The 24,975-nt window shown below is 65.8% G+C and carries 25 protein-coding genes; 15 read left to right on the top strand and 10 right to left on the bottom strand.

The window, feature by feature from the left end:
* Window positions 1-5: 5 nt before the first annotated feature.
* Entirely contained in the window at window positions 6-947 is a 942-nt protein-coding gene (fabD, locus tag ACT6UX_RS07700; RefSeq protein ID WP_444774557.1) for an ACP S-malonyltransferase, read from the bottom strand.
* 237 nt (window positions 948-1,184) lie between these two features.
* Here fabD and rpsF point away from each other — a divergent pair, with 237 nt between their 5' ends.
* The 4 genes from rpsF (at window position 1,185) to ACT6UX_RS07680 (ending at window position 4,253) form a co-directional block, all read left to right on the top strand.
* Window positions 1,185-1,640 (top strand): 30S ribosomal protein S6, encoded by a 456-nt coding sequence (rpsF, locus tag ACT6UX_RS07695; protein ID WP_444774556.1) that lies wholly within the window; start codon window positions 1,185-1,187, stop codon window positions 1,638-1,640.
* Window positions 1,637-1,870, top strand: coding sequence for a 30S ribosomal protein S18 (gene rpsR / locus ACT6UX_RS07690; protein WP_295135841.1), 234 nt, complete (start codon window positions 1,637-1,639; stop codon window positions 1,868-1,870). The genes rpsF and rpsR overlap by 4 nt, the downstream gene beginning before the upstream one ends.
* Before the next feature lie 21 nt (window positions 1,871-1,891).
* Complete coding sequence (gene rplI, locus ACT6UX_RS07685; RefSeq protein WP_444774712.1) at window positions 1,892-2,533, top strand: 50S ribosomal protein L9; 642 nt, start codon at window positions 1,892-1,894, stop codon at window positions 2,531-2,533.
* A gap of 82 nt (window positions 2,534-2,615) precedes the next feature.
* Window positions 2,616-4,253, top strand: coding sequence for an ABC transporter permease (locus tag ACT6UX_RS07680; RefSeq protein WP_444774555.1), 1,638 nt, complete (start codon window positions 2,616-2,618; stop codon window positions 4,251-4,253).
* Here ACT6UX_RS07680 and ACT6UX_RS07675 read toward each other — a convergent pair.
* On the bottom strand, window positions 4,228-5,262 hold the full coding sequence (locus ACT6UX_RS07675) for a Fe(3+) ABC transporter substrate-binding protein (RefSeq protein WP_444774554.1): 1,035 nt from the start codon (window positions 5,260-5,262) through the stop codon (window positions 4,228-4,230). The genes ACT6UX_RS07680 and ACT6UX_RS07675 overlap by 26 nt on opposite strands.
* Before the next feature lie 175 nt (window positions 5,263-5,437).
* Here ACT6UX_RS07675 and ACT6UX_RS07670 point away from each other — a divergent pair, with 175 nt between their 5' ends.
* From ACT6UX_RS07670 to ACT6UX_RS07630, 9 genes are all read left to right on the top strand, one after another.
* Window positions 5,438-6,676: a class I SAM-dependent methyltransferase gene (locus tag ACT6UX_RS07670; RefSeq protein ID WP_444774553.1), complete on the top strand. Its 1,239-nt coding sequence runs from the start codon at window positions 5,438-5,440 to the stop codon at window positions 6,674-6,676.
* Between the two features lie 86 nt (window positions 6,677-6,762).
* Window positions 6,763-8,289, top strand: a complete 1,527-nt coding sequence (locus ACT6UX_RS07665) for a replicative DNA helicase (protein WP_444774552.1) — start codon at window positions 6,763-6,765, stop codon at window positions 8,287-8,289.
* Window positions 8,290-8,298: 9 nt separating this feature from the next.
* Window positions 8,299-9,468 carry an alanine racemase gene (gene alr, locus ACT6UX_RS07660; protein ID WP_444774551.1) on the top strand — a complete coding sequence of 390 codons (1,170 nt, stop codon included), beginning with the start codon at window positions 8,299-8,301 and terminating at the stop codon, window positions 9,466-9,468.
* Entirely contained in the window at window positions 9,465-10,244 is a 780-nt protein-coding gene (locus tag ACT6UX_RS07655) for an MlaE family ABC transporter permease (RefSeq protein WP_444774550.1), read from the top strand. The genes alr and ACT6UX_RS07655 overlap by 4 nt, the downstream gene beginning before the upstream one ends.
* A gap of 14 nt (window positions 10,245-10,258) precedes the next feature.
* A complete protein-coding gene (locus ACT6UX_RS07650; RefSeq protein ID WP_444774549.1) occupies window positions 10,259-11,032 on the top strand; it encodes an ABC transporter ATP-binding protein in 774 nt (257 codons plus the stop codon).
* A 1-nt stretch (window position 11,033) separates the two neighbouring features.
* Window positions 11,034-12,497 (top strand): DNA repair protein RadA, encoded by a 1,464-nt coding sequence (radA, locus tag ACT6UX_RS07645; protein ID WP_444774548.1) that lies wholly within the window; start codon window positions 11,034-11,036, stop codon window positions 12,495-12,497.
* A 22-nt stretch (window positions 12,498-12,519) separates the two neighbouring features.
* On the top strand, window positions 12,520-13,164 hold the full coding sequence (locus ACT6UX_RS07640; RefSeq protein WP_444774547.1) for a CvpA family protein: 645 nt from the start codon (window positions 12,520-12,522) through the stop codon (window positions 13,162-13,164).
* 46 nt (window positions 13,165-13,210) lie between these two features.
* Window positions 13,211-14,671, top strand: a complete 1,461-nt coding sequence (purF, locus tag ACT6UX_RS07635) for an amidophosphoribosyltransferase (RefSeq protein WP_444774546.1) — start codon at window positions 13,211-13,213, stop codon at window positions 14,669-14,671.
* Between the two features lie 10 nt (window positions 14,672-14,681).
* Complete coding sequence (locus ACT6UX_RS07630; RefSeq protein ID WP_444774545.1) at window positions 14,682-15,431, top strand: SDR family NAD(P)-dependent oxidoreductase; 750 nt, start codon at window positions 14,682-14,684, stop codon at window positions 15,429-15,431.
* Between the two features lie 53 nt (window positions 15,432-15,484).
* Here the strand turns inward: ACT6UX_RS07630 and ACT6UX_RS07625 are convergent, their stop codons facing one another.
* From ACT6UX_RS07625 to ACT6UX_RS07600, 6 genes are all read right to left on the bottom strand, one after another.
* A complete protein-coding gene (locus ACT6UX_RS07625) occupies window positions 15,485-17,758 on the bottom strand; it encodes a xanthine dehydrogenase family protein molybdopterin-binding subunit (protein WP_444774544.1) in 2,274 nt (757 codons plus the stop codon).
* Entirely contained in the window at window positions 17,755-18,231 is a 477-nt protein-coding gene (locus ACT6UX_RS07620; protein WP_444774543.1) for a (2Fe-2S)-binding protein, read from the bottom strand. The genes ACT6UX_RS07625 and ACT6UX_RS07620 overlap by 4 nt, the downstream gene beginning before the upstream one ends.
* 4 nt (window positions 18,232-18,235) lie before the next feature.
* Window positions 18,236-19,096 (bottom strand): FAD binding domain-containing protein, encoded by an 861-nt coding sequence (locus ACT6UX_RS07615; protein WP_444774711.1) that lies wholly within the window; start codon window positions 19,094-19,096, stop codon window positions 18,236-18,238.
* 233 nt (window positions 19,097-19,329) lie between these two features.
* Entirely contained in the window at window positions 19,330-20,766 is a 1,437-nt protein-coding gene (gene der / locus ACT6UX_RS07610) for a ribosome biogenesis GTPase Der (RefSeq protein WP_444774542.1), read from the bottom strand.
* Entirely contained in the window at window positions 20,753-22,072 is a 1,320-nt protein-coding gene (locus tag ACT6UX_RS07605; protein ID WP_444774541.1) for an outer membrane protein assembly factor BamB family protein, read from the bottom strand. The genes der and ACT6UX_RS07605 overlap by 14 nt, the downstream gene beginning before the upstream one ends.
* 22 nt (window positions 22,073-22,094) lie before the next feature.
* Window positions 22,095-22,742 carry a tetratricopeptide repeat protein gene (locus ACT6UX_RS07600; protein WP_444774540.1) on the bottom strand — a complete coding sequence of 216 codons (648 nt, stop codon included), beginning with the start codon at window positions 22,740-22,742 and terminating at the stop codon, window positions 22,095-22,097.
* Window positions 22,743-22,904: 162 nt separating this feature from the next.
* Between ACT6UX_RS07600 and ACT6UX_RS07595 the strand changes: the two genes are divergently transcribed.
* The gene (locus tag ACT6UX_RS07595; protein ID WP_444774539.1) at window positions 22,905-23,237 is read left to right on the top strand and encodes a DUF2794 domain-containing protein; all 333 of its coding nucleotides are present in this window, start codon (window positions 22,905-22,907) and stop codon (window positions 23,235-23,237) included.
* Between the two features lies 1 nt (window position 23,238).
* On the opposite strand, the gene ACT6UX_RS07590 is transcribed toward ACT6UX_RS07595, so the two are convergent.
* Window positions 23,239-23,454 carry a cell envelope biogenesis protein OmpA gene (locus ACT6UX_RS07590; protein ID WP_422013122.1) on the bottom strand — a complete coding sequence of 72 codons (216 nt, stop codon included), beginning with the start codon at window positions 23,452-23,454 and terminating at the stop codon, window positions 23,239-23,241.
* A gap of 198 nt (window positions 23,455-23,652) precedes the next feature.
* Here ACT6UX_RS07590 and ACT6UX_RS07585 point away from each other — a divergent pair, with 198 nt between their 5' ends.
* Window positions 23,653-24,624: a homocysteine S-methyltransferase family protein gene (locus ACT6UX_RS07585; protein ID WP_444774710.1), complete on the top strand. Its 972-nt coding sequence runs from the start codon at window positions 23,653-23,655 to the stop codon at window positions 24,622-24,624.
* On the opposite strand, the gene ACT6UX_RS07580 is transcribed toward ACT6UX_RS07585, so the two are convergent.
* Complete coding sequence (locus tag ACT6UX_RS07580) at window positions 24,621-24,962, bottom strand: ArsC family reductase (RefSeq protein WP_444774538.1); 342 nt, start codon at window positions 24,960-24,962, stop codon at window positions 24,621-24,623. The two genes, ACT6UX_RS07585 and ACT6UX_RS07580, sit on opposite strands and share 4 nt — an antisense overlap.
* Between the last annotated feature and the right edge of the window lie 13 nt (window positions 24,963-24,975).

Genomic DNA, 24,975 nt, shown 5'->3' with positions numbered 1-24,975 from the left:
TCTCCTTATGCCGTCTTCAGGAAGGCTTCGATATCCGCCGGCGTGTTCAGCGCCATGCCGGTCATGTCCTTGTCGATACGCTTGACGAGGCCCGACAGGACCTTCCCGGTTCCGCATTCGACCAAGGCGTCGACGCCCTTAGTCTTCATATATTGGACGCTCTCGCGCCAACGAACGAGGCCTGTGACCTGTTCCACCAGCCTTTGCTTGATGGAGGCCGGGTCGCTGAGTTCGGAGGCCAGCACGTTGGACACGAGCGGCACCCGCGGGGGCACCAGCACCACTTCCTCCAGCGCGACCTTCATGGCGTCGGCCGCCGGCTGCATCAGCGGGCAATGGAAGGGGGCGCTCACCGGCAGCATCATGCCGCGCTTGCAGCCCCGCGACTTGGCAGCCTCGATGGCGCGCTCGACTGCTTCCTTGTGACCGCTCACCACGATCTGGCCGCCACCATTATCGTTTGCAACCGCGACCACCTCGCCCTGGGCTGCCTCCTTGCAGGCCTCCTGCGCGGCTTCGAGCTCGATGCCGAGCAGGGCCGCCATGGCGCCCACGCCGACCGGCACGGCCTTCTGCATGGACTGTCCGCGCAACTTCAAAAGACGGGCGGCGTCCGCGAGTGTCAGGGCGCCGGCAGCGGCCAGCGCCGAATATTCACCGAGCGAATGACCCGCGACATAGGCGGCCAGCGACGGCAGCGGCTTTCCTCCGTCCTTTTCCAGAATACGGGTGACCGCGACGCTCACGGCCATGAGGGCGGGCTGGGCGTTCTCCGTCAGGACGAGGTCGCTCTCCGGCCCCTCTCGCATCATTTTCGAGAGATTTTGCTTCAGCGCCTCGTCGACCTCACCGAATACTTCGCGGGCGGTGGCGAAGCCGCCGGCGAGGTCCGCCCCCATACCGACGGCCTGCGATCCCTGCCCCGGAAAGACAAAAGCCCGACTCATGCGCGTTTTCCCATGATTTTCATCGCAATTGCGGGCAGTCATACCGGGGCGCGGGGCGCAGTCAAGCCGCACCGGGAATACTTGCTTTCGAACTGCTGGCCTGTATAACCGCGCCTCTTCGGGGCCTGAATCGGCCCCGATCTCCTTGCCGCCCCGGGGCATTCCGCGTGGGGCGGCTAGATCCGGGCGGTTGTTCGCAACTCCGGGTCGCAAACAGCCATAAGGAGCCGAATCTACATGGCACTCTACGAGAATGTCTTCATTGCGCGTCAGGACGTTGCGACGACGCAGGTGGAGGCTCTGACCACCCAGTTCACCGAACTGGTCACCAGCCTGGGCGGCACCGTCTCCAAGAAGGAGTATTGGGGCCTGCGCTCGCTGACCTACCGCATCAAGAAGAACCGCAAGGGTCACTACACCCTGCTCAACATCGACGCCCCTTCGGCGGCGGTGAAGGAGCTGGAGCGCACGATGTCGATCAACGAAGACATCATCCGCTACATGACCGTGCGCGTCGACGAGCTCGAGGAAGCCCCGTCGGCCATCATGGTGCGTAGCGCCGAGAAGTCCGACCGTCCGGGCGGCGATCGTGGCGACCGCTGGGGCGATCGCCCGCCGCGTCGCGAGCGTTCGCGCTTCGGCGACGAGGCCAGTGCCGCCCCGGTGGCCTCTGAAACGGGAGAAGAAGCATGAGCGCCCAGCGTCGTCCGTTCACCCGCCGCCGCAAGAGCTGCCCGTTCTCCGGCGCGAACGCCCCGAAGATCGACTACAAGGACGTGCGTCTCCTGCAGCGCTTCATTTCCGAACGCGGCAAGATCGTACCGAGCCGCATCTCGGCGGTTTCGTCCAAGAAGCAGCGCGAACTCGCCCAGGCGATCAAGCGCGCCCGCTTCCTGGCCCTCCTGCCTTACCTCATCGCCTAGTCGGGAGACGCAATCATGCCGATGAACGTCATCCTGCTCGAGCGCGTGCCGAAACTCGGCCAGATGGGCGACGTTGTGAAGGTGAAGCCCGGCTTCGCCCGCAACTTCCTCCTGCCGCAGAAGAAGGCGCTGCGCGCGACCAAGGACAACCTCACCTACTTCGAATCGCAGCGGAAGGTCCTCGAGGCGCAGAACTTCGAGCGCCGCCAGGAAGCCGAAGCGGTCGGCGCCAAGATGAGCGACCTCAAGGTCACCATCATCCGGCAGGCCTCCGAGGCGCTCCAGCTCTACGGTTCCGTCACCTCGCGTGACATTGCCGATGGCGCTGCCGCCCAGAGTGTCAAGATCGAGCGCAGCCAGGTCGAACTGGACAAGCCGATCAAGGCGCTGGGCGAGCACAAGATCAAGATCCACCTCCATCCGGAAGTCGTGGTCGAGATCTCCGTGCTGGTGGCCCGCTCCGCCGAAGAGGCCGAGTTCCTCGCCAAGGGCGGCAGGCTGGTCGCAGAGACCGAGCGTGCGGCCATGGAGGCGGCGGAAGCCGCCCAGCGCGCGGCCGATCAGGCCGCCGCGCTGTTCGAGGCCAAGTCGGCCGAGGCTGCCGAGGGCGAAGGCGAAACCGCCGAGGCTGCGGCCGAGGAAACGCCGGCCGACCAGAAGTAATCCGCGTGCCGACAGGCACCGCGCAGCGCTTCGAACGCATGCCACCGTACCGCGGTGGCATGCGTTTTCTTTTGGTGCATCGGTGATCTGGCGACTTGGCGCCCTCGCCGTGGCAGCCGTCGTCGCGCTGCCGTTGCTCGGCATCGCCTCCAGCCTGTTCAGCGCCCAGGGCGAGCTCTGGCGTCATCTGGCCGAGACGCAGCTCGGCGACATCGCAAGCAACACGATCATCCTGCTGGTTGGGGTCGGCCTGGGCACGGTCGTGATCGGAACCGGCACGGCCTGGCTCGTCACGATGTGCCGGTTTCCCGGAAGCCGCGTGCTGCAATGGGCGTTGCTGTTGCCGCTCGTGATGCCGACCTACATCATCGGCTATGCCTATGCCGACCTGCTGACCTTCGCCGGCCCACTGCAGTCAGCCTTGCGCACCGCCATGGGGTGGAGCCGCGGCGACTACTGGTTTCCGCAGTTCGGCTCGCCACAGGGCGTCGCCCTGCTGTTCACCCTGGTCCTCTACCCTTACGTCTATCTTGCCGCGCGCACGGCGTTCCTTGCCCAGTCGCAGTCCCTGCTCGAAGCGAGCCGCATCCTCGGCAACGGGGCGTGGCGCACGTTCCTGCGCATTGGCCTGCCGCTCGCCCGTCCGGCCATCGCCGCGGGCGCGGCCCTCGCGCTGCTGGAGACGCTCGCCGACTTCGGCACCGTCCAGTATTACGGCATCCACACCTTCACCACGGCGATCTACCGGACCTGGTTTGGCATGGGCAATCGCGAGGGGGCCGCGCAGCTCTCCATGGTTCTCATCCTGATCGCCGTGGCCCTCGTCACCCTGGAATACCGGTCGCGCGGACGGGCGAGTTTCACCATCGCCTCGAACCTGCGCTACGTCGCCGAACCGGTGCAGCTCGCCCTGCCTGCAGGCCTCGCCGCCCTGGCGGCCTGCACCCTGCCCATCCTGCTCGGCTTCATGGTGCCGACGGCGCACCTCGCGCAGCTCGCATTGTCTTCCGGGGTGCTGATGTCCGACCCGCGCTTCATCGGTGATGCGTTCAACAGCCTGATTCTGGCGACCGTGGCGGCGGTCATCATCGTCAGCCTCGCCGTTTTCCTGAGCTACGCTGGACGTCTCGTGCGCCGTCGACTGCTCCATCGCACCATCGCCTTCGCGTCGCTGGGCTACGCCATCCCCGGCGCCGTCATCGCCGTTGGCGTCCTGCTGCCGCTGGCATTCGCCGATCACGGCCTCGATCTGCTCTCGCGCCAGCTGTTCGGCGTGCCGACCGGCCTGCTGCTGAGCGGCACGGCCTTCGCCCTGATCGTCGCCTATACGGTTCGCTTCCTCGCCGTCGGCATGGCCAACGTCGCACCCGGACTTGCCGCGATCGATCCGGCCATGGACGCGAGCGCGCGGATTCTGGGAGCCAAGCCACGCGATGTTTTGTGGCGCATCCATATACCCATGCTGAGGGCGCCGGCCCTGACGGCCGGCATCGTCGCATTCGTCGAGGTGCTGAAGGAGCTGCCGGCGACCCTGCTGATACGGCCGTTCAACTTCGACACGCTGGCGATCGGGGTTTACCGCTTCGCATCCGACGAGCGCCTTGCCCAGGCGGCCGTCGGATCCATTCTGATCGTCACCGTATCGCTTGCACCGGTGATCCTGCTCAGCCGCACGGTGGCGGCGTCGGGACGTCCTACTTCCAGCCCGCGCGGTCCATGATCTTCAGCGCCTCGGCATTGTTCTGCGCGAACACGCGGGCGTTGAGCTGATCTTCCTTGAAGGTGCCGAGCGCCTTGAGCTCCGGCGAGAGCTCGACCGAGGCCACGACCGGGTATTCCGAATTGCCGTCGGCGAAGTACTTCTGGGCCTGGGGCGAGACCAGGTACTCGAGGAACTTGACCGCCGCCTGCTTGTTCGGTGCGTGCTTGGCGATACCGCCCGCACTCAGGTTCACGTGCGTGCCGCGATTGGACTGGTTCGGGAAGATGACGCCCAGCTTGGCCACGATCGCGCGATCCTCCGGCTTGGCCGAGCGTATCAGGTTCACGAAGTAGTAGGTGTTCACGACGGCGACGTCGCCCTCGCCGGCTGCAGCGGCCTTGATCTGGTCTGTGTCGCCGCCCCGTGGCGGACGCGCCAGGTTGGCGGCCACGCCCTTGGCCCAGGCTTCCGTCTTCTCCGGACCGTCTGCCGCCAGGATCGAGCCGGTGAGAGACTGATTGTAGATGTTGCCCGAAGAGCGGATCAGGACCTTACCCTTCCACTTCGGGTCGGCGAGGTCCTCGTAGTTCTGCGGCGCGGCGGCGGCCTGCATCTTCTCCTTGTTGAACACGATGATGCGGGCACGCTTGGAAAAGCCGAACCAGGTGTTGTCGGGATCGCGCAGGTGCGCCGGGATCGCCTTGGCGAGGACGGCTGAGTCGGTCGCCTGCAGCAGCCCCATCTCACGCGCCCGCTCGATGCGGCCGGCGTCGACGGTGATGAACACGTCGCACGGGCTCTTGTCGCCTTCCGTGCGCAGACGCTGGATCAGCGGATCCGGCTCGGCGTCCACGCGGTTGATCTTCACGCCGGTGAGGTCGGCGAAATTGCCATACAGGGCCTCGTCGGTCTTGTAGTGGCGGGCCGAATAGAGATTGAGCGTGCCGCCCTGTGCCCAGGCGCGACGGGCGATGAACACGCCGGAACCAAACGCCAGGCCAGTCTTCACGAGCGCACGTCTCTTCACGTCTTCCTCCACTGCGAGTGAGTATCAATGGCCCGATATCACTGCGCCTGAATATTGGCAATTCAAATGCGATTTATTCACATTTACCGATGCCAAATTTCGTGCGTTCACCCGTTTGCGTCGAAAATACAGATGGGATTAAAATTTGGGCAGCGACAACTTGGAGTGATCCATTGTGCTTCTGGCGCAGGTGCTTGCCCGGGTCGTGAACGAAGGCGAACTGACCATCGTCGATGAGACTGGTCGGTCGCATCAGATCAAGGGCGCAAAAGCCGGTCCCGCAGTGACCATGCGGGTCCACGACTGGTGGACCGGGATCCGCCTGGCCTTGCGGCCCCGACTCGCCTTGGGCGAGGCCTATATGGACGGTCGGTTGACCGTCGAACAGGGCAGCCTTTACGACCTGCTCGACCTCCTCGGTCGCAACATCAATGCCGTCGATTCGACGGCATTGATGCGCTGGTCCTACGCATTCCAGCGATCGCTACGGCTGCTGGAGCAGTACAATCCGATCGGCAAGGCCCAGAAGAACGTCGCCCATCACTACGATCTGAAGGGCGAACTCTACGATCTCTTCCTCGATCCGGACCGTCAGTATTCCTGCGCCTACTTCAAGACCGGCAGCGAGTCGCTCGAGACCGCCCAAGCGGACAAGAAGTTGCATATTGCGACCAAGCTGCTGCTGAAACCCGGTCAGAGGGTGCTCGACATCGGATCTGGCTGGGGCGGCATGGGGCTGTTCCTCGCCCGCACTTTCGATGTCGACGTCACGGGCGTCACGCTCTCCCGCGAACAGCACGGCGTGTCCAACCGACGCGCCCAGGAGTCAGGCATCTCCGACCGGGCCCGCTTCAAGCTGATCGACTATCGCGAGGAAGCCGGCCGCTACGACCGGATCGTCTCGGTTGGAATGTTCGAGCATGTGGGCTCGGCCCACTACCGCGAATACTTCCGGAAGATCAGAGATCTCCTGGCCGATGACGGCGTGATGCTGCTGCATTCGATCGGCCGAATGGAACCTCCAGGGGGCACCAACACCTGGCTTCGCAAATACATCTTCCCAGGCGGCTATTCCCCCGCTTTGTCGGAGGTCCTTGCGGCGATCGAGAGGGCCGGCCTGTGGGTGACCGACATCGAAGTGCTGCGTCTCCATTATGCAGAGACCCTGCGTCTCTGGCGCGAGCGCTTCCTCGCCAACCGGGACCGAATCAAGGAAATCGCCGGCTACGACGATCGCTTCTGCCGGATGTGGGAATTCTACCTCGCGGGCTGCGAGGTCGCCTTCCGCTACATGCAGCAGATGGTGTTTCAGATTCAGATCAGCCGGCGCCAGGATGCGGTGCCGCTCACTCGTGACTACATGGTTACCGAGGAACGTCTGAAGAACGTCGCAGGGTCCATGGCCGCCGAATAGGAAGTATCCTCGCTAAGCTCTGGATAAGCCCGCACTCCGATTCTTTGCACTGTGATCCCCCTCCCATCTTGGGCAAAGACAATGTCATGGAGCCGCTGAAAGACACCTCGAACGTCACACGCCTGCCCGGCGCCGAAGATGCACGCCTGCGCGAGCCGCCGCATAATTTCGAGGCCGAGCAGGCCTTGCTGGGCGCCATCCTGATCAACAATGCCGCCTATCAGCGTGTCGCGGAGTTCCTGCGTCCCGAGCATTTCGCAGACCCGCTCCACGGCAAGCTCTTCGATTCGCTGTCGCGCCTGATCGAGCGTGGCCAAGTCGTGAGCGCCGTCACGCTCAAGACCTATGTCGAGCAGGATCCGGCGATGAAGGAGGCCGGCGGCGCTGCCTATCTCGCACGACTGGCAGCCGCTTCCGTGCACGTGATCGACGCCGCCGCCTTCGGCCGCGCCGTTCACGATCTCTACCTGCGCCGGCAGCTCATCGACCTCGGCGAGAACGTCGTGAACGGCGCCTTCTCCGGCGACGTCGACGAGACCGCGCTGCAGCAGATCGAGGTCGCTGAAAAGAAACTCTACGACCTTGCGACGACCGGCCAGACCGAGGGCGGCTTCAAACCGTTCCGCATGGCCCTGACCGAGGCCGTGACGGCGGCCGAAGCCGCCTATGGGCGCGAAGGCAAGCTCACCGGCGTGGCCACCGGCCTGTTCAATCTCGACCAGTTGCTGGGTGGCCTGCACAGATCCGATCTGCTGATCCTCGCGGGCCGCCCATCGATGGGAAAGACCGCACTGGCGACCAACATCGCCTTCAATGCCGCGAAGGCCTACCGGGAGGAGATCGTCGACGGCCATCCCAAGTCCGTGGATGGCGCGGTGGTCGGTTTCTTCTCGCTCGAAATGTCCGCCGAGCAGCTCGCCACCCGCATGCTTTCAGAACAGGCCGAAATCTCCTCGGAGAAAATCCGCCGCGGCGAGGTGCTGAGTCACGAATTCGACAGGGTCCTCAACGTCAGCCACGAACTCGAGCATCTCAACTTCTTCATCGACGATACGCCGGCTTTGTCGATCGCCGCGCTGCGCACCCGCGCCCGCCGGCTCAAGCGGACGCACGGTCTCGGCCTGATCATCGTCGACTACCTCCAGCTCCTGAACCCGTCGGGCAAGAGCCGGCAGGAAAACCGCGTGCAGGAGGTTTCGGAGATCACCCGAGGCCTGAAAACACTCGCCAAGGAACTCGACGTACCGGTGATCGCGCTCTCGCAGCTCTCGCGCGCCGTGGAGCAACGCGAGGACAAGCGGCCCCAGCTTTCCGACCTTCGCGAATCCGGCTCGATCGAACAGGACGCAGACGTGGTGATGTTCGTCTATCGCGAGGAATACTACCTGACCCGCGGCGAGCCCGCGCGGCGCGCGGAGGAGAGCGACCAGAAATTCAACGAGCGCCACGACGACTGGAAGCAGCGCTGCGAAGCGACTTACGGCAAGGCCGAGGTCATCGTGGCAAAGCAGCGACACGGCCCTACAGGCATCGTGCGCCTGTCGTTCGAAGGACAGTTCACGAAGTTCGGCAACCTCGATGGCGTTGCTGACGAGCCCGTGTCAGCGTTCTAAGGTCGCCACGTGTCAATCCCCGACGATCAGGACCCGGCGCGCCGCGCCGGCGCGATCCTTTCCATCGACCTGGGCGCGATCGCAGCCAACTGGCGTGGGCTGCGCGATGCCGGCCGCGCGACCGGCCGGCCGGTCGACTGCGCCGCCGTTCTGAAGGCCGATGCCTATGGCATGGGGGCGACCGTGGTCGGTCCCCTGCTGGCGGCCGAAGGCTGCCGGCAGTTCTTCGTGGCGCATATCGACGAGGGGATAGCGCTCCGCCGCGTGCTGCCCGAGCTGCCGATCTACGTGCTGAACGGCCTGCTTCCCGGCACCGAGAGCGATTTCGTGGAGCATCGCCTCGTCCCCGTGCTCAATCACCTCGCACAGCTGAATGCCTGGCGGGCCGCCGCCCAGCGCTTCAATCTGGCGCTCGACGCCGTCGTGCACCTGGACACCGGCATGCACCGTCTGGGATTCGGCGCAGAGGATGCGCAGGTCCTGATCAACGAGCGCGGCCGCCTGCGCGGTCTGCGCCTGGCTCTGATCATGAGCCACCTGGTGTCGTCGGAAGAACCTTCCAACCCGATCAACGGCGAACAGCTCTCGCGTTTCCGCACCTTCGTGCGCGCGATGCCGGGAGCGCCGACGTCGCTGGCCAATTCCTCCGGCATCTTCCTGGGGCCGGACTACCATTTCGACCTGCTTCGTCCCGGCGCGGCGCTCTACGGCATCAACCCCCTGCCCGGCCAGCCCAACCCCATGCTGGAGGTCGTGACCCTGCAGGTCCGGATCCTGCAGACGCGCCAGATCGACGCCTTCCAGACCGTGGGATACGGCGGTGCCTGGCGCTCGGCACGCCCCAGCCGGGTCGCCACGATTGCGCTGGGGTACGCGGACGGGTATTTCCGCAACCTTGGAAATCGCACATTCGTGCATCTCGCCGGACACACCGTGCCCGTGATCGGCCGCATCTCGATGGACCTCGTGACCATAGACGTGACCGACGTACCGGAAGCCGACTGCCAGCCCGGCGCCCTCGTCGAGGTGATCGGTCCGCACGTCACGCCCGAACACGTCGCCGACCATGCGCGGACGAACGCCTACGAGGTCATGACCGCGTTGGGCCGGCGCTATCATCGTGCCTATGTCGACCGCTTCGCCGAGGCGCCGGGCGACGAAACAGGAGAACCGGCGTGACGATTCCCCTGCTCACGGTCCTGGGCCGCATGACGCTCGCCTTCCTGGAGGCGATCGGCAGCGTCACGGCCTTTGCCTTCAGGGCGATCCGGCAAGGCCTGCAGCCGCCCTATTACCGCCGACAGATTCTGCGGCAGATCATGGAAATCGGCTACTACTCGCTGCCCGTGGTCGGCCTCACCGCGATCTTCACGGGCATGGTGTTGGCGCTGCAGAGCTATACCGGCTTCGCGCGCTTTTCCGCCGAAAGCGCCATTCCCAATGTGGTCGTGGTCTCGTTGACCCGTGAACTCGGCCCGGTCCTGGCCGCACTCATGGTTGCCGGCCGCGTCGGAGCCGCGATGGCGGCCGAGATCGGGACCATGAGAGTCACCGAGCAGATCGACGCCCTCACGACGCTTTCGACCGACCCGTTCAAATATCTCGTCGCGCCACGGCTGATCGCGGGCGTGCTCACCCTGCCGGTCCTGGTGCTGGTCGCAGACATCATCGGCGTGCTCGGCGGGTTCCTGGTCGGCGTGTACAAGCTCGATTTCAACGATGCGGCCTACCTGCGCAATACGCTCGACTTCCTGCAGTTCCAGGACGTCTTCTCGGGCCTGGTGAAGGCGGCGGTCTTCGGCTTTCTCATCACGCTCATGGGCTGTTATCACGGCTACAGGTCGCGCGGTGGCGCCCAAGGCGTCGGCATGGCGACCACGAGTGCGGTGGTCTCGGCCTCGATCCTGATCCTGACCTTCAACTACTTCATCACCGAATCCTTCTTCGCGCGCTGATCGGCTCCCCCTGCATGGCCTCCCCCAAGATCTCGTTGCGCGGTGTCACCAAGGCCTTCGGCCGCAAGAAGGTGTTGCAGGGCATCGAACTCGACGTGGCAGCCGGCGAATCCATGGTGGTGATCGGGGGATCGGGCACCGGCAAGTCGGTATTGCTGAAATGCATCCTCGGGCTGCTTCGGCCGGAGAACGGCTCGATCAAGGTCGACGGCGAGGAGACATGCGGCCTTTCCGATCGCGACCGAGCACGGGTCATGCGCAAGTTCGGCATGTTGTTCCAGGGCGGCGCCCTCTTCGATTCGCTCCGCGTCTGGGAGAACGTTGCCTTCGGGCCGATCCAGAGCGACGGCATGCCGGCCGGCCAGGCCCGCGAAGTCGCCATCGCCAAGCTGGGCGCGGTCGGCCTCGGCCCGGAAATCGGGGATTTATTCCCGTCGGAACTGTCCGGCGGCATGCAGAAGCGCGTGGCACTTGCCCGCGCCATCGCCCGCGAGCCGGAGATCATCTTCTTCGATGAACCGACGACCGGACTCGACCCGATCATGGCGGACGTCATCAACGACCTGATCGTGAAGTCCGTCAGCGATCTCGGCGCGACGGCGGTTTCGATCACTCACGACATGGCAAGTGCCCGCAAGATCGGGCACCGCATCGCCATGCTGCACGAGGGCAAGCTGATCTGGCAGGGGCCGGTCGCGGACATCGACCGTTCGGAAAACCCTTATGTGGACCAGTTCATTCACGGTCGGGCGGAGGGTCCGATCCGGATGCAGGTTCGGAAGCTCTGACGTGGCGAGGCCGCTCAAGCGCTATGCCTGCCAGTCGTGCGGCGCCATCACGTCGAAGTGGAGCGGCCGCTGCGAATCCTGCGGCGAGTGGAACACCATCGTCGAGGAGGCCGCTCCTGCGCCAGGCCCGGCCGGTGGCGGGATGGCCCGTCGCGGAAAAGGCCGGCTGCTCGAGTTCACGGGCCTCACCGGCTCGACGCCGCAGCCGCCGCGCCTCAAGAGCGGCATCAATGAGTTCGACCGCGTCTGCGGTGGCGGCCTGGTCGTTGGCTCGGCGCTGCTGATCGGCGGCGATCCCGGCATCGGCAAGTCGACCCTGTTGCTGCAGATGGCAGCGGCTCTGGCAAGACAGCACACCGCCTGCGCCTATATCTCCGGTGAAGAGGCCGTCGACCAGGTGCGGCTGCGGGCCGAACGGCTGGGACTGGCCGACGCGCCCGTCCAATTGGTCGCTGCGACCTCGGTGCGGGACATCGTGGCCTCGCTGGAACAGCCGGACGCTCCGAAGGTGGCGGTCATCGATTCGATCCAGACGATGTGGCTCGACACCGTCGATTCCACCCCCGGCACCGTCACCCAGGTGCGGGCCTCGGCACAGGCGCTCGTCGAACTCGCCAAGCGGCGCGGCATCGCCGTGCTGCTGGTCGGCCACGTGACCAAGGACGGCGCCATTGCCGGGCCCCGCGTGCTCGAGCACATGGTCGACACGGTCCTCTACTTCGAAGGGGAACGCGGCCATCAGTTCCGCATCCTGCGCACCGTCAAGAACCGCTTTGGTCCGACCGACGAGATCGGCGTCTTCGAGATGTCCGACCGCGGACTTTCCGATGTCGCCAATCCCTCGGCCCTGTTCCTCGCGGACCGCCGCGGGCATGTCTCGGGGACCTGCGTCTTCGCCGGCATCGAAGGCACCCGCCCGCTGCTGGTCGAGATCCAGGCGCTGGTCAGCCCCTCCTCCCTCGCGACGCCGCGGCGCGCCGTGGTCGGCTGGGATTCGAACCGGCTCGCCATGGTCCTGGCCGTGCTGGAGGCGCGCTGCGGCGTCACCGTCGGCGCCAACGACGTCTATCTGAACGTCGCCGGCGGCCTCAGGATCGGCGAACCGGCCGCCGACCTCGCGGTGGCGGCAGCCGTCATCTCTTCCCTGGCCGACGAGCAGGTACCGGGTGACATGGTGGTTTTCGGCGAGATCGGCCTCGGCGGCGAAGTCCGGCCGGTCGGCCAGCGCGAGGCCCGTTTGCGCGAGGCCGCAAAACTCGGCTTCCGGAGTGCACTCGTGCCGCAGGTTCGCAGCGGCTCCGGGCCCGCTCCGCGGGCACCGGAGGGCATCGCCATTGACGAAATTGAACATCTATCGGACCTTGTGGCGCGTTTCCAACCGGCTGATCGGCCTCTAAAACGTGGCCGGCGCGAGGGAGCCCCCGAAGGGACGGGGGACCGCCGGCGCGACCGGGATCAACACTGAGGGCACGGAGAGAACGGGGTCGATGGAGCAGCTGGGAATTACCGTTTTCGACGTAGCGGTCATCGCCGTCGCCCTGTTCGGGGCGCTCATAGGCATGTCCACGGGCTTCGCCCATGCCATCCTCTTCATCGCCTCCTGGATCGGCGCCGGCTGGATCGCCTGGCGCTTCTCGAACGTGGTCGAGCCGGAAGTCTTGAAGGTCGTCGGCAGCGCAGAACTGTCCTATTTCATCTCCCTGCTCGTCGTCTTCGTCGGCGCGTTGATCGTGCTGATCATGCTCACCAGCGTGGTCTCCCGGTCCATCCGGACCGGCCCGCTCGGACGGCCCGACAAGATTCTCGGGGCCGGCTTCGGCGTGCTGTGCGCCTGGGTCGCAATGGGAACGGCCTTCCTGTTCTACGGCTATCTCGGCCCCCGCCAGCTGCCGCCGGCGGTCGAAGGCGCCGCCAGTTTTCCGATGATCCGTGAAATGGCGACCTTCGTGGAGCCACACCTGCCGAGCGGTTTCCGCAACCGCCTGCAGCGACCCGGCATGGAAAGCGGCGTCATTCCGGCGCCGTCGACCGCCGGGCCGCGGTCCGCACCTCCTACCGTCGCCCCGTCGGATGCCACTCCTGCCGCACCCGCGACACCGGCCACACCGGGGGAAACCAAACCGCCGCAGTGAGTCATACTTGATAGCGTCGCGGCGACACCCCAGCTATAACCCCGCCGTGCATACCCCCCTGAAACGCTCCGAAGACGACCTCGACAAGTTTCACGAGGAATGTGCGCTGTTCGGCATCTACGGCACTGCGGATGCCGCCGCGCACACCGCGCTTGGCCTCCATGCCCTGCAGCATCGCGGGCAGGAAGCCTCCGGGATCGTAACCTACGATGGCCGGGTCTTTCACAATCATCGCGCCGCCGGCCTGGTCGGAGACATCTTCGGCACGCAGGCCGTCATGGAAAAGCTGGTCGGCTATTCGGCGATCGGCCACAACCGCTACGCTACCACCGGCGGTTCCTCGGACCGCAACATCCAGCCGATCTTCGCCGATTTTGACTTCGGCGGCCTCGCCCTGGCGCATAACGGCAATCTCACGAACGCCTACCTGCTGCGCAAGGAGTTGGTCCGCATCGGCTGCCTGTTCCAGTCGACGACCGACACCGAGGTCATCAACCACCTGATCGCCCGCTCCAATTATTCGACCGTGGTCGACCGGCTGATCGACGCGCTGGGTCGTGTGAAGGGCGCCTATTCCCTCCTGCTGCTGACGAACGAGGCGCTGCTGGGCGTGCGCGACCCGATGGGCGTGCGTCCCCTGGTGATCGGCCGTCTCGACGATGCCTGGATCCTGACCTCGGAGAGCTGCGCCCTCGACATCATCGGCGCCCGCTTCGTGCGCGACGTCGAACCGGGCGAGATCGTCATCGTCGATGGCAACGGCCTCAGGTCCATCAAGCCGTTCGTGAAGCAGAAGAGCCGTTTCTGCGTGTTCGAGCACATCTACTTCGCGCGGCCGGATTCGAAGGTCGAGGGCATCGGCGTCTACGATGCGCGCAAGCGCATCGGCATGGAACTCGCCCGGGAAAATCCCGTGCCGGCCGACGTCGTCGTCCCGGTGCCGGATTCGGGCGTGCCCGCGGCCATCGGCTATGCCGCGCAGTCGGGCCTGCCGTTCGAACTCGGCATCATCCGCAACCACTATGTCGGCCGCACCTTCATCGAGCCGGCGGACCATATCCGCCATCTCGGCGTGCGCCTGAAGCACAATGCCAACCGCGCCCACATCGAGGGCAAGCGCGTCATCCTGGTCGACGATTCGATCGTCCGCGGCACCACCTCGATGAAGATCGTCGAGATGGTGCGCAACGCCGGCGCCAAGGAAGTGCATATGCGCATCGCGGCGCCGCCGACCACCGATCCCTGCTTCTACGGCATCGACACGCCGGACAAGGACAAGCTTCTGGCCTCGCGCTACGACGTCGCCGGTATGGCGAAGTTCATCGGCGTCGATTCGCTGGCCTTCGTCTCGATCGACGGTCTCTATCGCGCGATGGGCCTGCCGGGGCGGGATGCGGCCAACCCCGCCTTCTGCGACGCCTGCTTCACGGGCCAGTATCCGATCGCACTCGACGACGTGGTCGGCGTCGAGGATCGCCAGCTTTCCCTCCTCGTCGAATCGGCCTGAGGTCGGAACCATGACCGAAGCCGCTGTCGGCCGCCTCGCGGGGCGCGTTGCGTTGATCACCGGCGCCTCGCGCGGTCTCGGCGCCGCGGCAGCCCTCGCCTACGCCGCCGAGGGCGCGCACTGTGTGCTGGTCGCGCGGACCGTGGGCGGCCTCGAAGAGGTCGACGACCGGATCAAGGCGATCGGCGGCTCCGCCACCCTGGTACCGCTCGACATTACCGACGGACCCGGCATCGACCGGCTGGGCCAGGCGCTGTTCGACCGCTTCGGTCGCCTCGATGTCCTGCTCGGCAACGCCGCCATCCTCGGCACGCTCTCGCCGATGGGCCATTTCGAACCCAAGGTGTTCGAGCAGGTGATGGCGGTGAACGTGACCGCCAACTGGCGCCTGATCCGCTCGATGGACCCGCTGCTGCGGCGCTCCGACGCCGGCCGCGCCATCTTCGTGACCTCGGGCGCCTCGCGCCGGATCATCCCCTATTGGGGCGCCTACGCCACCAGCAAGGCCGCACTCGACATGATGGTCGGCATCTATGCCGCCGAGGTCGCGCACACCCAGGTGAAGGTCAATCTCTTCAACCCGGGTCCGATGCGCACCTTCATGCGCCGCGAAGCCTTCCCGGGCGAGGACGAAGCGCAGCAGATCCCGCCCGAAGCGCACGGCGAATCGCTGATCCAGCTCGCGATACCCGCCTGCACGATGAACGGCGAATGGGTCGCGGGAGACGCAGCCCTCGAGCAGCGCCCCAGCGTCAGCTGAGGCGCCACGCATCTTCGTGAAAGGGTGACGGCGCGAGGCCGTCACCAGATCCCCTACTCGGCCGCCATATCCATTGCCGCCAGCACCTTCGGCGGCGACATCGGGAGGCTGTAGAAGCGCCGGCCGAGCGCGTCGTAGATCGCGTTCGAGACCGCCGCGAGCGGCGGCACCAGCGGCACTTCGCCGACGCCGCGCACGCCCTGCGGATGCTTCGGATTCGGGATCTCGAGGATCACCGAGTCGAGCATCGGCAGGTCGGAGCTCACCGGCATGCGGTAGTCCAGGAAGCTCGGATTATCGAGCTTGCCGTCCTTGTTGAAGATGTACTCCTCGCTCAGCGCCCAGCCGATTCCCTGGGCGGCGCCGCCCTGGATCTGACCCTCGACATAGCTGGGATGAATGGCGCGGCCGACATCCTGGACAGCCGTGTAGCGCAGCACGCGCACGATGCCGAGGTCGGGATCGACCTCGACGTCGCAGACGTGCGTGGCGAAGCCGCCTTCCGCGCCCGTCGTGTTGAGCTGCTGGCCGGCGCCGATCGGGCCGCCGGTGGCGCTGGCCTGCGCCGCGATCTGGCCGAGGCTGAGAGGCTCGAACTTGCCGGCATTGTCGCCGGCCGGCCGGGCCTCGCCATTCTCCCAGACGACGGCGTCGGGATCGATCTTCCAGATCTTGGCAGCGCGCTCGCGAAGCTGGGTGATCACCCGCTCGGTCGACTGCGTCACCACCATGGCCGAGGCATAGGTCACGCGGCTGCCGCCGGTCAGGTTGCTGAAGCCGATGACGCTGGTGTCGCCGATCAGCACCGAGACCTTCTTGTAGTCGATGCCCAGGATCTCGGCGGTGATGTTGGCCGTCGAGGCGCGCGAGCCGCCGATGTCGGGGTGGCCGGTGATCACAACCACCGTACCATCCTCGTTGACGTTCACCTGGGCGCTCGACTCGCCGCCGGCATTGAACCAGAAGCCCGAGGCCACGCCGCGCCCGTACAGCATGCCCTTCCCGGCCTTGGGCAGCGGCGTCGTATAGTGCGCATGCTTCCTGGCCTCCTCGATCGTCTCGACGAAACCGATGCGCGGATAGACCGGACCGTGCGCGGCCTTGGTGCCCTGCTTCGCGGCATTCTTCAGACGGAAATCCAGCGGATCCATCTTCAGCGCCTCGGCGACTTCGTCCATGACGCACTCCACGGCGTAGGCGCCGATCGGTGCACCGGGCGCGCGATAGGCCGCGACCTTCGAGCGGTTGGACACCACGTCGTAGCCGAACGAATGCACGTTCGGGATGTCGTAGGGCGCAAAGGCGCAGCCCGCCGCGCCGCGGATGGGCGAGCCCGGCAGCGCGCCGGCCTGCAGGCAGAAGGTGCCTTGTGCGGCCACCAGCTTGCCGTCCTTGGTGGCGCCCAGCTTGACCGTGCTGTAGGAGCCCGAGGTCGGTCCCGAGGCGTGGAAAACCTCGGCTCGGCTCATCGTCATCTTCACCGGACGGCCGGACTTCTTCGCGAGAATCAGCGCCAGCGGCTCGAGGTAGATGATGGTCTTGCCGCCGAAGCCGCCGCCGATCTCCGCGGGAATGGCGCGGATGTCGTTCTGCGGCAGCCCGGTCAGGTAGGCGCACATGGCGCGGACCATGAACTGGCCCTGGCTCGAACTCCAGATCGTGGCCTTGCCGTCGGAGACGCTGACCAGACAGGCATGCGGCTCGATATAGCCCTGGTGTACCGGCTGGGTGCGGAAGTTGCGCTCGATGACGATGTCGGCCTTGGCGAAGCCCTCACCGATGTCGCCCAGCTTATGCTCGAGGGTACCGGCGATGTTCGACGGCTTGTCCTTGAACTTGATGAAGTCGTGCAGGACCGGCGCATCGGGCTTCATCGCTTCCTCGACGTCGATCACGAAGGGCAGGACCTCGTACTCGACCTCGATCAGCTTGCAGGCTTCCGCAGCGATCTTCTCCGTGGTCGCCGCGACCGCCGCGACCGGATGGCCGGCGAACAGCGCCTTCTCCCGCGCCATGACGTTTCGGCACATCCAGCGCATGTCCTGGATCCCGAGCATCACCGACTTTTCGATCGGGAAGTTCACGATGTCCTTGGCCGTCATCACGGCCTTCACGCCGGGATGGGCTTCCGCCTTGCTGGTGTCGATCGACTTGATACGCGCATGCGGGTGCGGGCTGCGCAGGACCTTGCCCCAGATCATGCCGGGCATGGTCGTGTCGGCGGCATAGGCCGCGCGGCCCGTCACCTTGTCGGCGCCATCGGGACGGATCGTGCGCTTGCCGATCCACTTGTTGTCGTTGGCGGTGTCAGTGGTATTCGTGCTCATCGTGCGGCCCTCATGTCGGCGGCGGTGTCCATCACGGCGCGGATGATCTTGTCGTAGCCGGTGCAGCGGCACAGGTTGCCGGCCAGCCAGAAGCGGACTTCATGCTCGGTCGGATCCGGATTCTTCTCGAGCAGCGCCTTGGCGGCCATCAGGACGCCCGGCGTACAGATGCCGCACTGGAGTGCCGCCGATTCGAGGAACTTCTGCTGCAGCGGATGCAACGCCTCGCCGGCCATGCCTTCGATGGTGCCGATCTTCTGACCCTCGGCCTCGGCCGCCAGCATCAGGCAGGAGCAGACGATGCGTCCGTTGAGCGTGATGGTGCAGGCGCCGCAGTCGCCGGTGCCGCAGCCTTCCTTCGCACCGGTCAGGCCGAGCGGCCCGCGCAGCACGTCGAGCATGCTCTGGTCGGCATCGCAGAGGAACTCCTGCGGCTCGCCGTTGATGGTGGTGGAGACGTGAAGCTTGGCCATGATCCTACTTTCCTCCCGCGCGTTCGGCGGCAATCAGGGTGGTGCGCTTCAGCAGGACGCCGGCCACCTTGGTGCGATAGGCGATGGTGCCGCGCTTGTCGTCGATCGGACGGCAGGCAGCGCTGCAGGCGGCGGCGGCCTTCGCCAGTGCCGCCTCGTCGAGCCTGGAGCCGATGAGCGCCTTTGCCGCCTCCTCGACCAGCAGGACCGTCGGGGCGACCGCGCCCAGGCCGACGCGCGCCGCGGTGCAGGTCCCGTTCTCCATTGTCAGGCTGACGCCGCAGCCTACGACGGCGATGTCCATCTCGGTACGCGGGATCATCCGCAGATAGGCGTCGCTCGAGCCCTTGCCGCGCGGCGGCAGGGTGAAGGAAACCACGATCTCGCCGGGCTCGAGGTTGAGCCGGCCCGGCCCCTTGGGCACCTTTTCGACGGCAAGCTCGCGACGGCCGTTCGGTCCCTGAATGGTGACGATCGCACCGGCCGCGACCATGGCGGGCACGCTGTCACCGGCCGGCGACCCGTTGCACAGGTTGCCGCCGGGCGTCGCACGCCCCTGGACCTGGGTGGAGCCGATCAGGTTGGTGGCCTCGACCACGCCCGGCCACACCTTGCTCACCTTCGGGTGTTCGCGCAGCACCGCGCCGGAAACCGCCGCACCGATCCGGAAGCCGCCCTCCTTCGTCTCCTCGATCGAGGTCAGCTCGCCGATTTTCTTGATGTCGACGATCGTGCCCGGGGCGACGACGCCGTTGCGCATCTGGACCAGAAGGTCGGTGCCGCCCGCGAGAATGCGGCCGGCGCCGGCGGCCGCGGCAAACGCCCGAACCGCTTCGTCCAGCGTTCTAGGCGCTACGTACTGGATATCCATGCTTTTGCCCTTTCATCCCGTCGGCGGCTGCGGTGCAGCTCGTTATTTCGACTTTCTTGGAATGAAGCCTAGGGCAGCAGGTCGGTGCGGGGCAAGGCGCCTCTCGGGAATCGGCCGCAATGCGACCGGAGGCAGAGGCAGCTTCCAGTGATCGCCCTGTCTTCAACGCCCCCGGACATTGCCAGAGGCAATGTCCTGACGCTCCCCGGGCTGAGCTCCGCTCAGCCCTACCGCTGTGGCTTGCGGCGGCCCTCGTAGGGGTTCTTGGGCTTGCGCATGCTGAGCCGGATCGGCACGCCCGGCAGGTCGAAATCGTCGCGCAGGCGATTCGTCAGGAAGCGCAGATAGTCGTTGCCCAGCTCCTGCGGCTGGCTGACCGACAAGATGAAGGTCGGCGGCCGGCGCTTGATCTGGGTCATGAAGCGCAACCGGATACGCCGGCCGTTGGGCGCCAGCGGCGGCGGATGCAGCGTCTCCATCTCGCGCAGCCAGCGGTTGAGCTTGGGTGTCGTGACCCGCTTGTTCCAGATCTCGTAGGTCTCGAACACCTTGGGCAGAAGGCGCTCGACGCCGCGTCCGGTCAGTGCCGAGAAGCCGACGATGGCCACGTCCTTGACCTGCGAAAACGACATCTCCAGGCGGTCGCGCAGCTTGCGCCACTGCTTCGCCGAGCCCGACTGGTCGTCGGCCAGAAGGTCGGTCTTGTTGACCGCGATCACCAGCGCGCGGCCCTCCTCGATCACCCAGCCGGCGATGTTGAGGTCCTGCTTCTCGGCCATGTCCGCGGCGTCGAGCACGACCACGACCACGTCGGCGAGCCGGATCGTGTCCAGCGAATCGGCTACCGAGGCGGCCTCCAGCTTGGCGTCGATGCGGCTGCGGCGACGCATGCCGGCCGTGTCGACCAGGCGCACCGGACGGCCGCGCCACTCCCATTCCACCCGGATGGAATCGCGCGTGATTCCAGCCTCTGGCCCCGTCAGGACGCGCTCCTCGCCGACCAGGCGATTGAGGAGCGTCGACTTGCCCACGTTCGGACGACCGACGATGGCCAGCAGCAGCGGCCGCCCCTCCGGCACGTCGTCGAGATCGGGATCGACCGCGTCGGCCTCACTGGCTTCGTCTTCATCCGGCATCGGCTCGATATAGCGGCCCAGCGCTTCGTGAAGATCGCTCAGCCCCTCGCCGTGTTCCGCCGAAACCGGGATCGGTTCACCGAGGCCCAGCCCGTGCGCCTCGGCCAACCCTTGCGCGCCAGCGCGGCCTTCGCACTTGTTGGCGACCAGGATCACCTTGGCCGATCGCTTGCGCAGCCAGCTCGCGAAACTCTGGTCGAGCGGCAGGATTCCGGAGCGGGCATCGATCAGGAACAGGACGACGTCCGAACCGTCGATCGCCCGCTCGGTGAAGCGGCGCATGCGCGCCTCGAGGGCCTCGCCACCTGCGGTTTCCCAACCTGCCGTGTCGAGCAGCATGAAGGCGAGATCGCCCAGCTGTGCCGGTTGCTCGCGCACGTCGCGAGTGACACCGGGCGTGTCGTCGACGATGGCGCGCCGCCGGCCAGCCAGACGGTTGAAGAGCGTCGACTTGCCGACGTTGGGACGACCGACGATGGCGACCCGACGCAGTCCCTGGGATGGTGAGCGTTCTTCAGCGGAGGGCAATGAGTCGCCCGGAGTCTGTGAGGACATAAATCGTCTGGTTGGCGATGACGGGACCAAGGCGCACGCGGTCGCGCACGTCGATCTTGCCCATGATCTCGCCGGTATAGGGCGAAACGACGAGCAGATCACCGAGCGAGCTGGTCAGGAGAAGACGGTCGCCCGCCAGCACCGGACCACCCCACAGGACCGGGACGTGCCTCTTGGAGTCCTCGTACCGGGTGAGGGGCGTGACCCAACGGATCTTGCCCGTGTCACGGACCATGGCGACGACGTCGGCATTGCCGGTGACGATGAAGAGGAAGCGACCCGCCGGCCACGGGGTCTGGCTGCCGCCGATGTTGCGGTCCCACTGGCGCTGGCCGGAACGCAGGTCGACACCGGCGATCTGGCCCCCCGAACCAATGGCGATCACGAGACCACGGTCGATGACCGGACGGCCGCGAATGTCGGCGAGATTGCCGAAGGCCCGTACGTCCGCGCGCGCACCGATCAGCGTTTCGTTCCAGATCGGCCGGCCATTGTCGATACGCAGCGCCGCGAGTTCACCCGACGTGAAGGGCGCCACCACGACATCGCCCGAGCCTGCCGGGCTGTTGCCCCCGACATAACCCGAGGTCTCCTGCAGGCCCGCGAACTGCCAGAGGTCCGAACCATCGGACGCGGCGAGGGCATGCAGCTTGTTGTCGATCGCAATGACGAAGACCCGGTCGCCGAATACGAGCGGCGCCCCGCGGACCGGCGCGCTGACGATGGAATGCCAGTCTTCTTTGCCGGTTGCTGGATCGAGAGAATAGACGTTCGCGAAGCCCGTCGTGACGAACAGCCGCCCGCCGTAATAGGCAAGGCCCCCGCCGAATTCGTCGGAGTCGCGCGCCTTCTCCGGTGCCAGCGTGACGCGCCACAGCAGCGCCCCGGTATCGGCGTTGAATGCCGACACGGTTCCCTGCGCGTCCTTGGCGAACACCTTGCCTTCGGCGACGACCGGCGGTGTGGTCAGGATGCGCGTCGAGCTGCTGCCCGCCCCGACATCCGCCGTCCAGATGATCTGCGGCGAGGCGCCGATGGCCAGATTGTGCATCGCATTGTTGGCGAAGCCACCGGACTGCGGCCAGGATTCGTTGACCGTCGGCGGCGGCAGCACGATCTGGATGTTCGCGGCCTCGCTGTCGGGTTCGAGGTCCTTGCGGTCTCCCAGCACCGAAATGCGCTCTCCAGTCAGCGCCGTCTTCTTCTTGTCGAAGATATCGCAACCGGAAAGGGAGACCACCAGGAGGATGGCGGCGAGAAGGAAACGGGGGTCGACCACGCGCACTACGCTCCACATCGGACTATTTGGCCTCCGCGCCGCCGTAGAGATTGAGCATCGCCGAAACGCGCTGGGAAGCGCCCTGCGGCACGGCCGGATCCTTGGCGATCTCGTTCCACAGTTCCTTCGCGTGCTTGGTATCGCCTTTGCGAACGGCGAGCATGGCCTGCAGTTCGCGGACGCTGAGCCGGAACGGACGATCGGGCCCCGCAAGCGGCTCGAGGCGGGCCACCATCTCTTCCGCCTTGGGCGTATCGATGCTCTTGAAGGCGGCGATCACGAGGGCGAGGTCGCTCAGCTCGCTCGCCGACAGGCTGGGCGCAACGGCGGACAGCGCCGTCACCTGCTCTTCCAGCGTGGCGCGCAGCTGCGCGGCGGTGAGCGCGGCGAGCGAACGGTAGGGCTGAACGGCGGTGGCTGCCTGCTTGTCCAGTTCTGCCCGCGCGGCTGCCGGATCCGTCGCGATCTGGGCGAGGGCCGCCGAATAAGAGGCGCCGGCCGCGGCGCGCTGCGCCTGATCGTATTGGCGCCATCCTACAAAGCCGGTGACAGCCACCACGACCACGACGGCAGCCGCAACCACCCAGGTGCCATAGCGACTCCACCACTCCTTCATCTCGTCCTTGCGGACGGCCTCGTCGATTTCATGGAACGCGGCGGAGTCGGACACGTAGTGCTCCCGGAATATCGCGGAATATCAACAGCTTCAGCGGCGGTTCATAGCCCCCTACCCCGGCTTTGGCAAACAACCGAATGGGCAGGCGAGACGCTTTACCCCCATCGACGGTTCTGCAAGAATTCACGCAACTGACATGTTCGAAATTGCGACGGCATGAGCAATCTGTACCGTTTGGCCGATCAGCGGGCCCGGCGCCGAATCGTCTCGTTCGACAAGCGGGAACTGTCGCGACTCCTCGGTTTGTACAGCATGCGTGTGGCATCCGGGGAATGGCGCGACTACGCCATCGACTTCCGGCCGGGCATGGCGATCTTCTCGATCTTCCGGCACACCGCAGAGCAGCCGCTGTTCGCCATCGCCAAGGTCCCGGGCGGCGGAGGCGGCAATTACGTGGTCTATAATGGCCCCCGCAAGCTGGCGCACGGGGACACGCTCGAAGACGTGCTGCGCGTCTTCGACCGCAAGCTCAAGCTTCTGCTCGGCTGACCTACTTCTTCGGCGTGGTTGCCGCGCCGATACCCGCACCGACCGCAGTGCCAACCAGGACGGGCGCAACCAGAGGCCAGCCCGCGATCGCGCCGACCGCCAGACCGGTGCCCGCACCGATACCGCCACCGGTCACGGCACGTTCGCCCCAGGTATCGCCGCATGCGGCAACCGACAGAGCAAGCGGCAGGACGAGAAGGGAAACAGCGATTTTCATTTTGGACCTCGAAATAATGAGGGGAGCAGTGATAGCAGGCGCCGAGAATCAATTATCTTGGCCTTACAAGGCCTTATGTGCTGATCTTTCGCGATTTCGCGCGAAGTGTCAATTACCTGATATAACCAACTGATATTTAATGTTTTTCGTCTCGATCTCGTGCTGTACCGGCTGCCTTGTCCCCGAGGAGAGCATCTGATGACGACGACTGCCCGGTACCGTCACCGGCTGCCGCAGGAGAACGGCGGCCTCTTCCTCACCGACGGCGGTATAGAGACCTGCCTCATCTTCGACGACGGGCTCGACTTGCCCCTCTTCGCCGCTTTTCCCCTGATGCGCGACACCGAGGGCCGCCGAGCGCTGAAGCAATATTACGAACGCTTCATCGAGATCGCGCGTCTCAACGCCCTGGGATTCGTGCTCGAGAGCCCGACCTGGCGGGCAAGCGCCGACTGGGGCTCGAGGCTCGGCTACTCGATCGCAGAAATTTCCGCCGCCAACACCGACGCGATCGCTCTGATGCAGGAATTGCGGGAGGCTCACGAAACCCCGGCGTCGCCCATGGTCGTCAACGGCTGTATCGGGCCGCGCGGCGACGGCTACGTGCCGGGCGAGATCATGTCGGAGGACACGGCGGAGGCCTACCACGCGCTACAGGTGAATGCCTTTGCAGATGCCGGGGCGGACATGGTCAGCGCCATCACCATGACCAATACGAGCGAGGCGATCGGCATCGCCCCCGCCGCGCGCCGGGCTGGGATTCCGGTGGCAATTTCGTTCACGGTGGAGACCGACGGCCGCCTTCCGACAGGGCAAACCTTGAACGCGGCCATCACCCTCGTCGACCAGGCGACCACGAACGCGCCCGCCTATTACATGCTCAATTGCGCTCATCCCTCCCACTTCGAAGATGCAATCGCCCCGGAGCACCCCTGGACGCAGCGCCTGCGTGGTCTGCGTGCGAACGCATCGCGTCGCAGTCACCAGGAGCTGAACGACTCACCGGATCTCGACGCCGGCGATCCGGCCGAGCTCGGGCACCAGTATCGCGACATCGTTCGGGCGAACCCGCAGATCAACGTTCTCGGCGGCTGCTGCGGCACCGACCATCGCCATGTCGAGTGCATCGCTCTTGCCTGCAAGCCGGCGCGCCAGTCGCCAACCGCCTAGACGAGGGTTTCGTAGTGCTCCGGCTTGAAGCCGACGAGCAGCGTCGCCCCGGCCTCGAGAACCGGCCGCTTGATCATGGACGGCTGTGCGATCATCAGTGCGATCGCCTTGGCCTCGGTCAGCCCCTCTTTCTCCTCGTCGGGCAACTTGCGGAAGGTGGTGCCGGAACGATTCAACAGCACTTCCCAGCCGACCTTGCGCGCCCATCCTTCCAGGCGGTCGCGCTCGATCCCCGTTTTCTTGTAATCGTGAAACTCGTAGGCAACGCCCTTCCCGTCGAGCCAGGCGCGCGCCTTCTTCATCGTGTCGCAGTTCTTGATGCCGTAGATCGTGGTCATGTCCCACGATCCC

Origin of the sequence: Reyranella sp. (assembly GCF_052439685.1) — a bacterium.
Lineage (GTDB): Bacteria > Pseudomonadota > Alphaproteobacteria > Reyranellales > Reyranellaceae > Reyranella.
The sequence above is the reverse complement of the archived record's forward strand: the minus strand, read 5'-3'. Positions and strand labels throughout refer to the sequence as shown.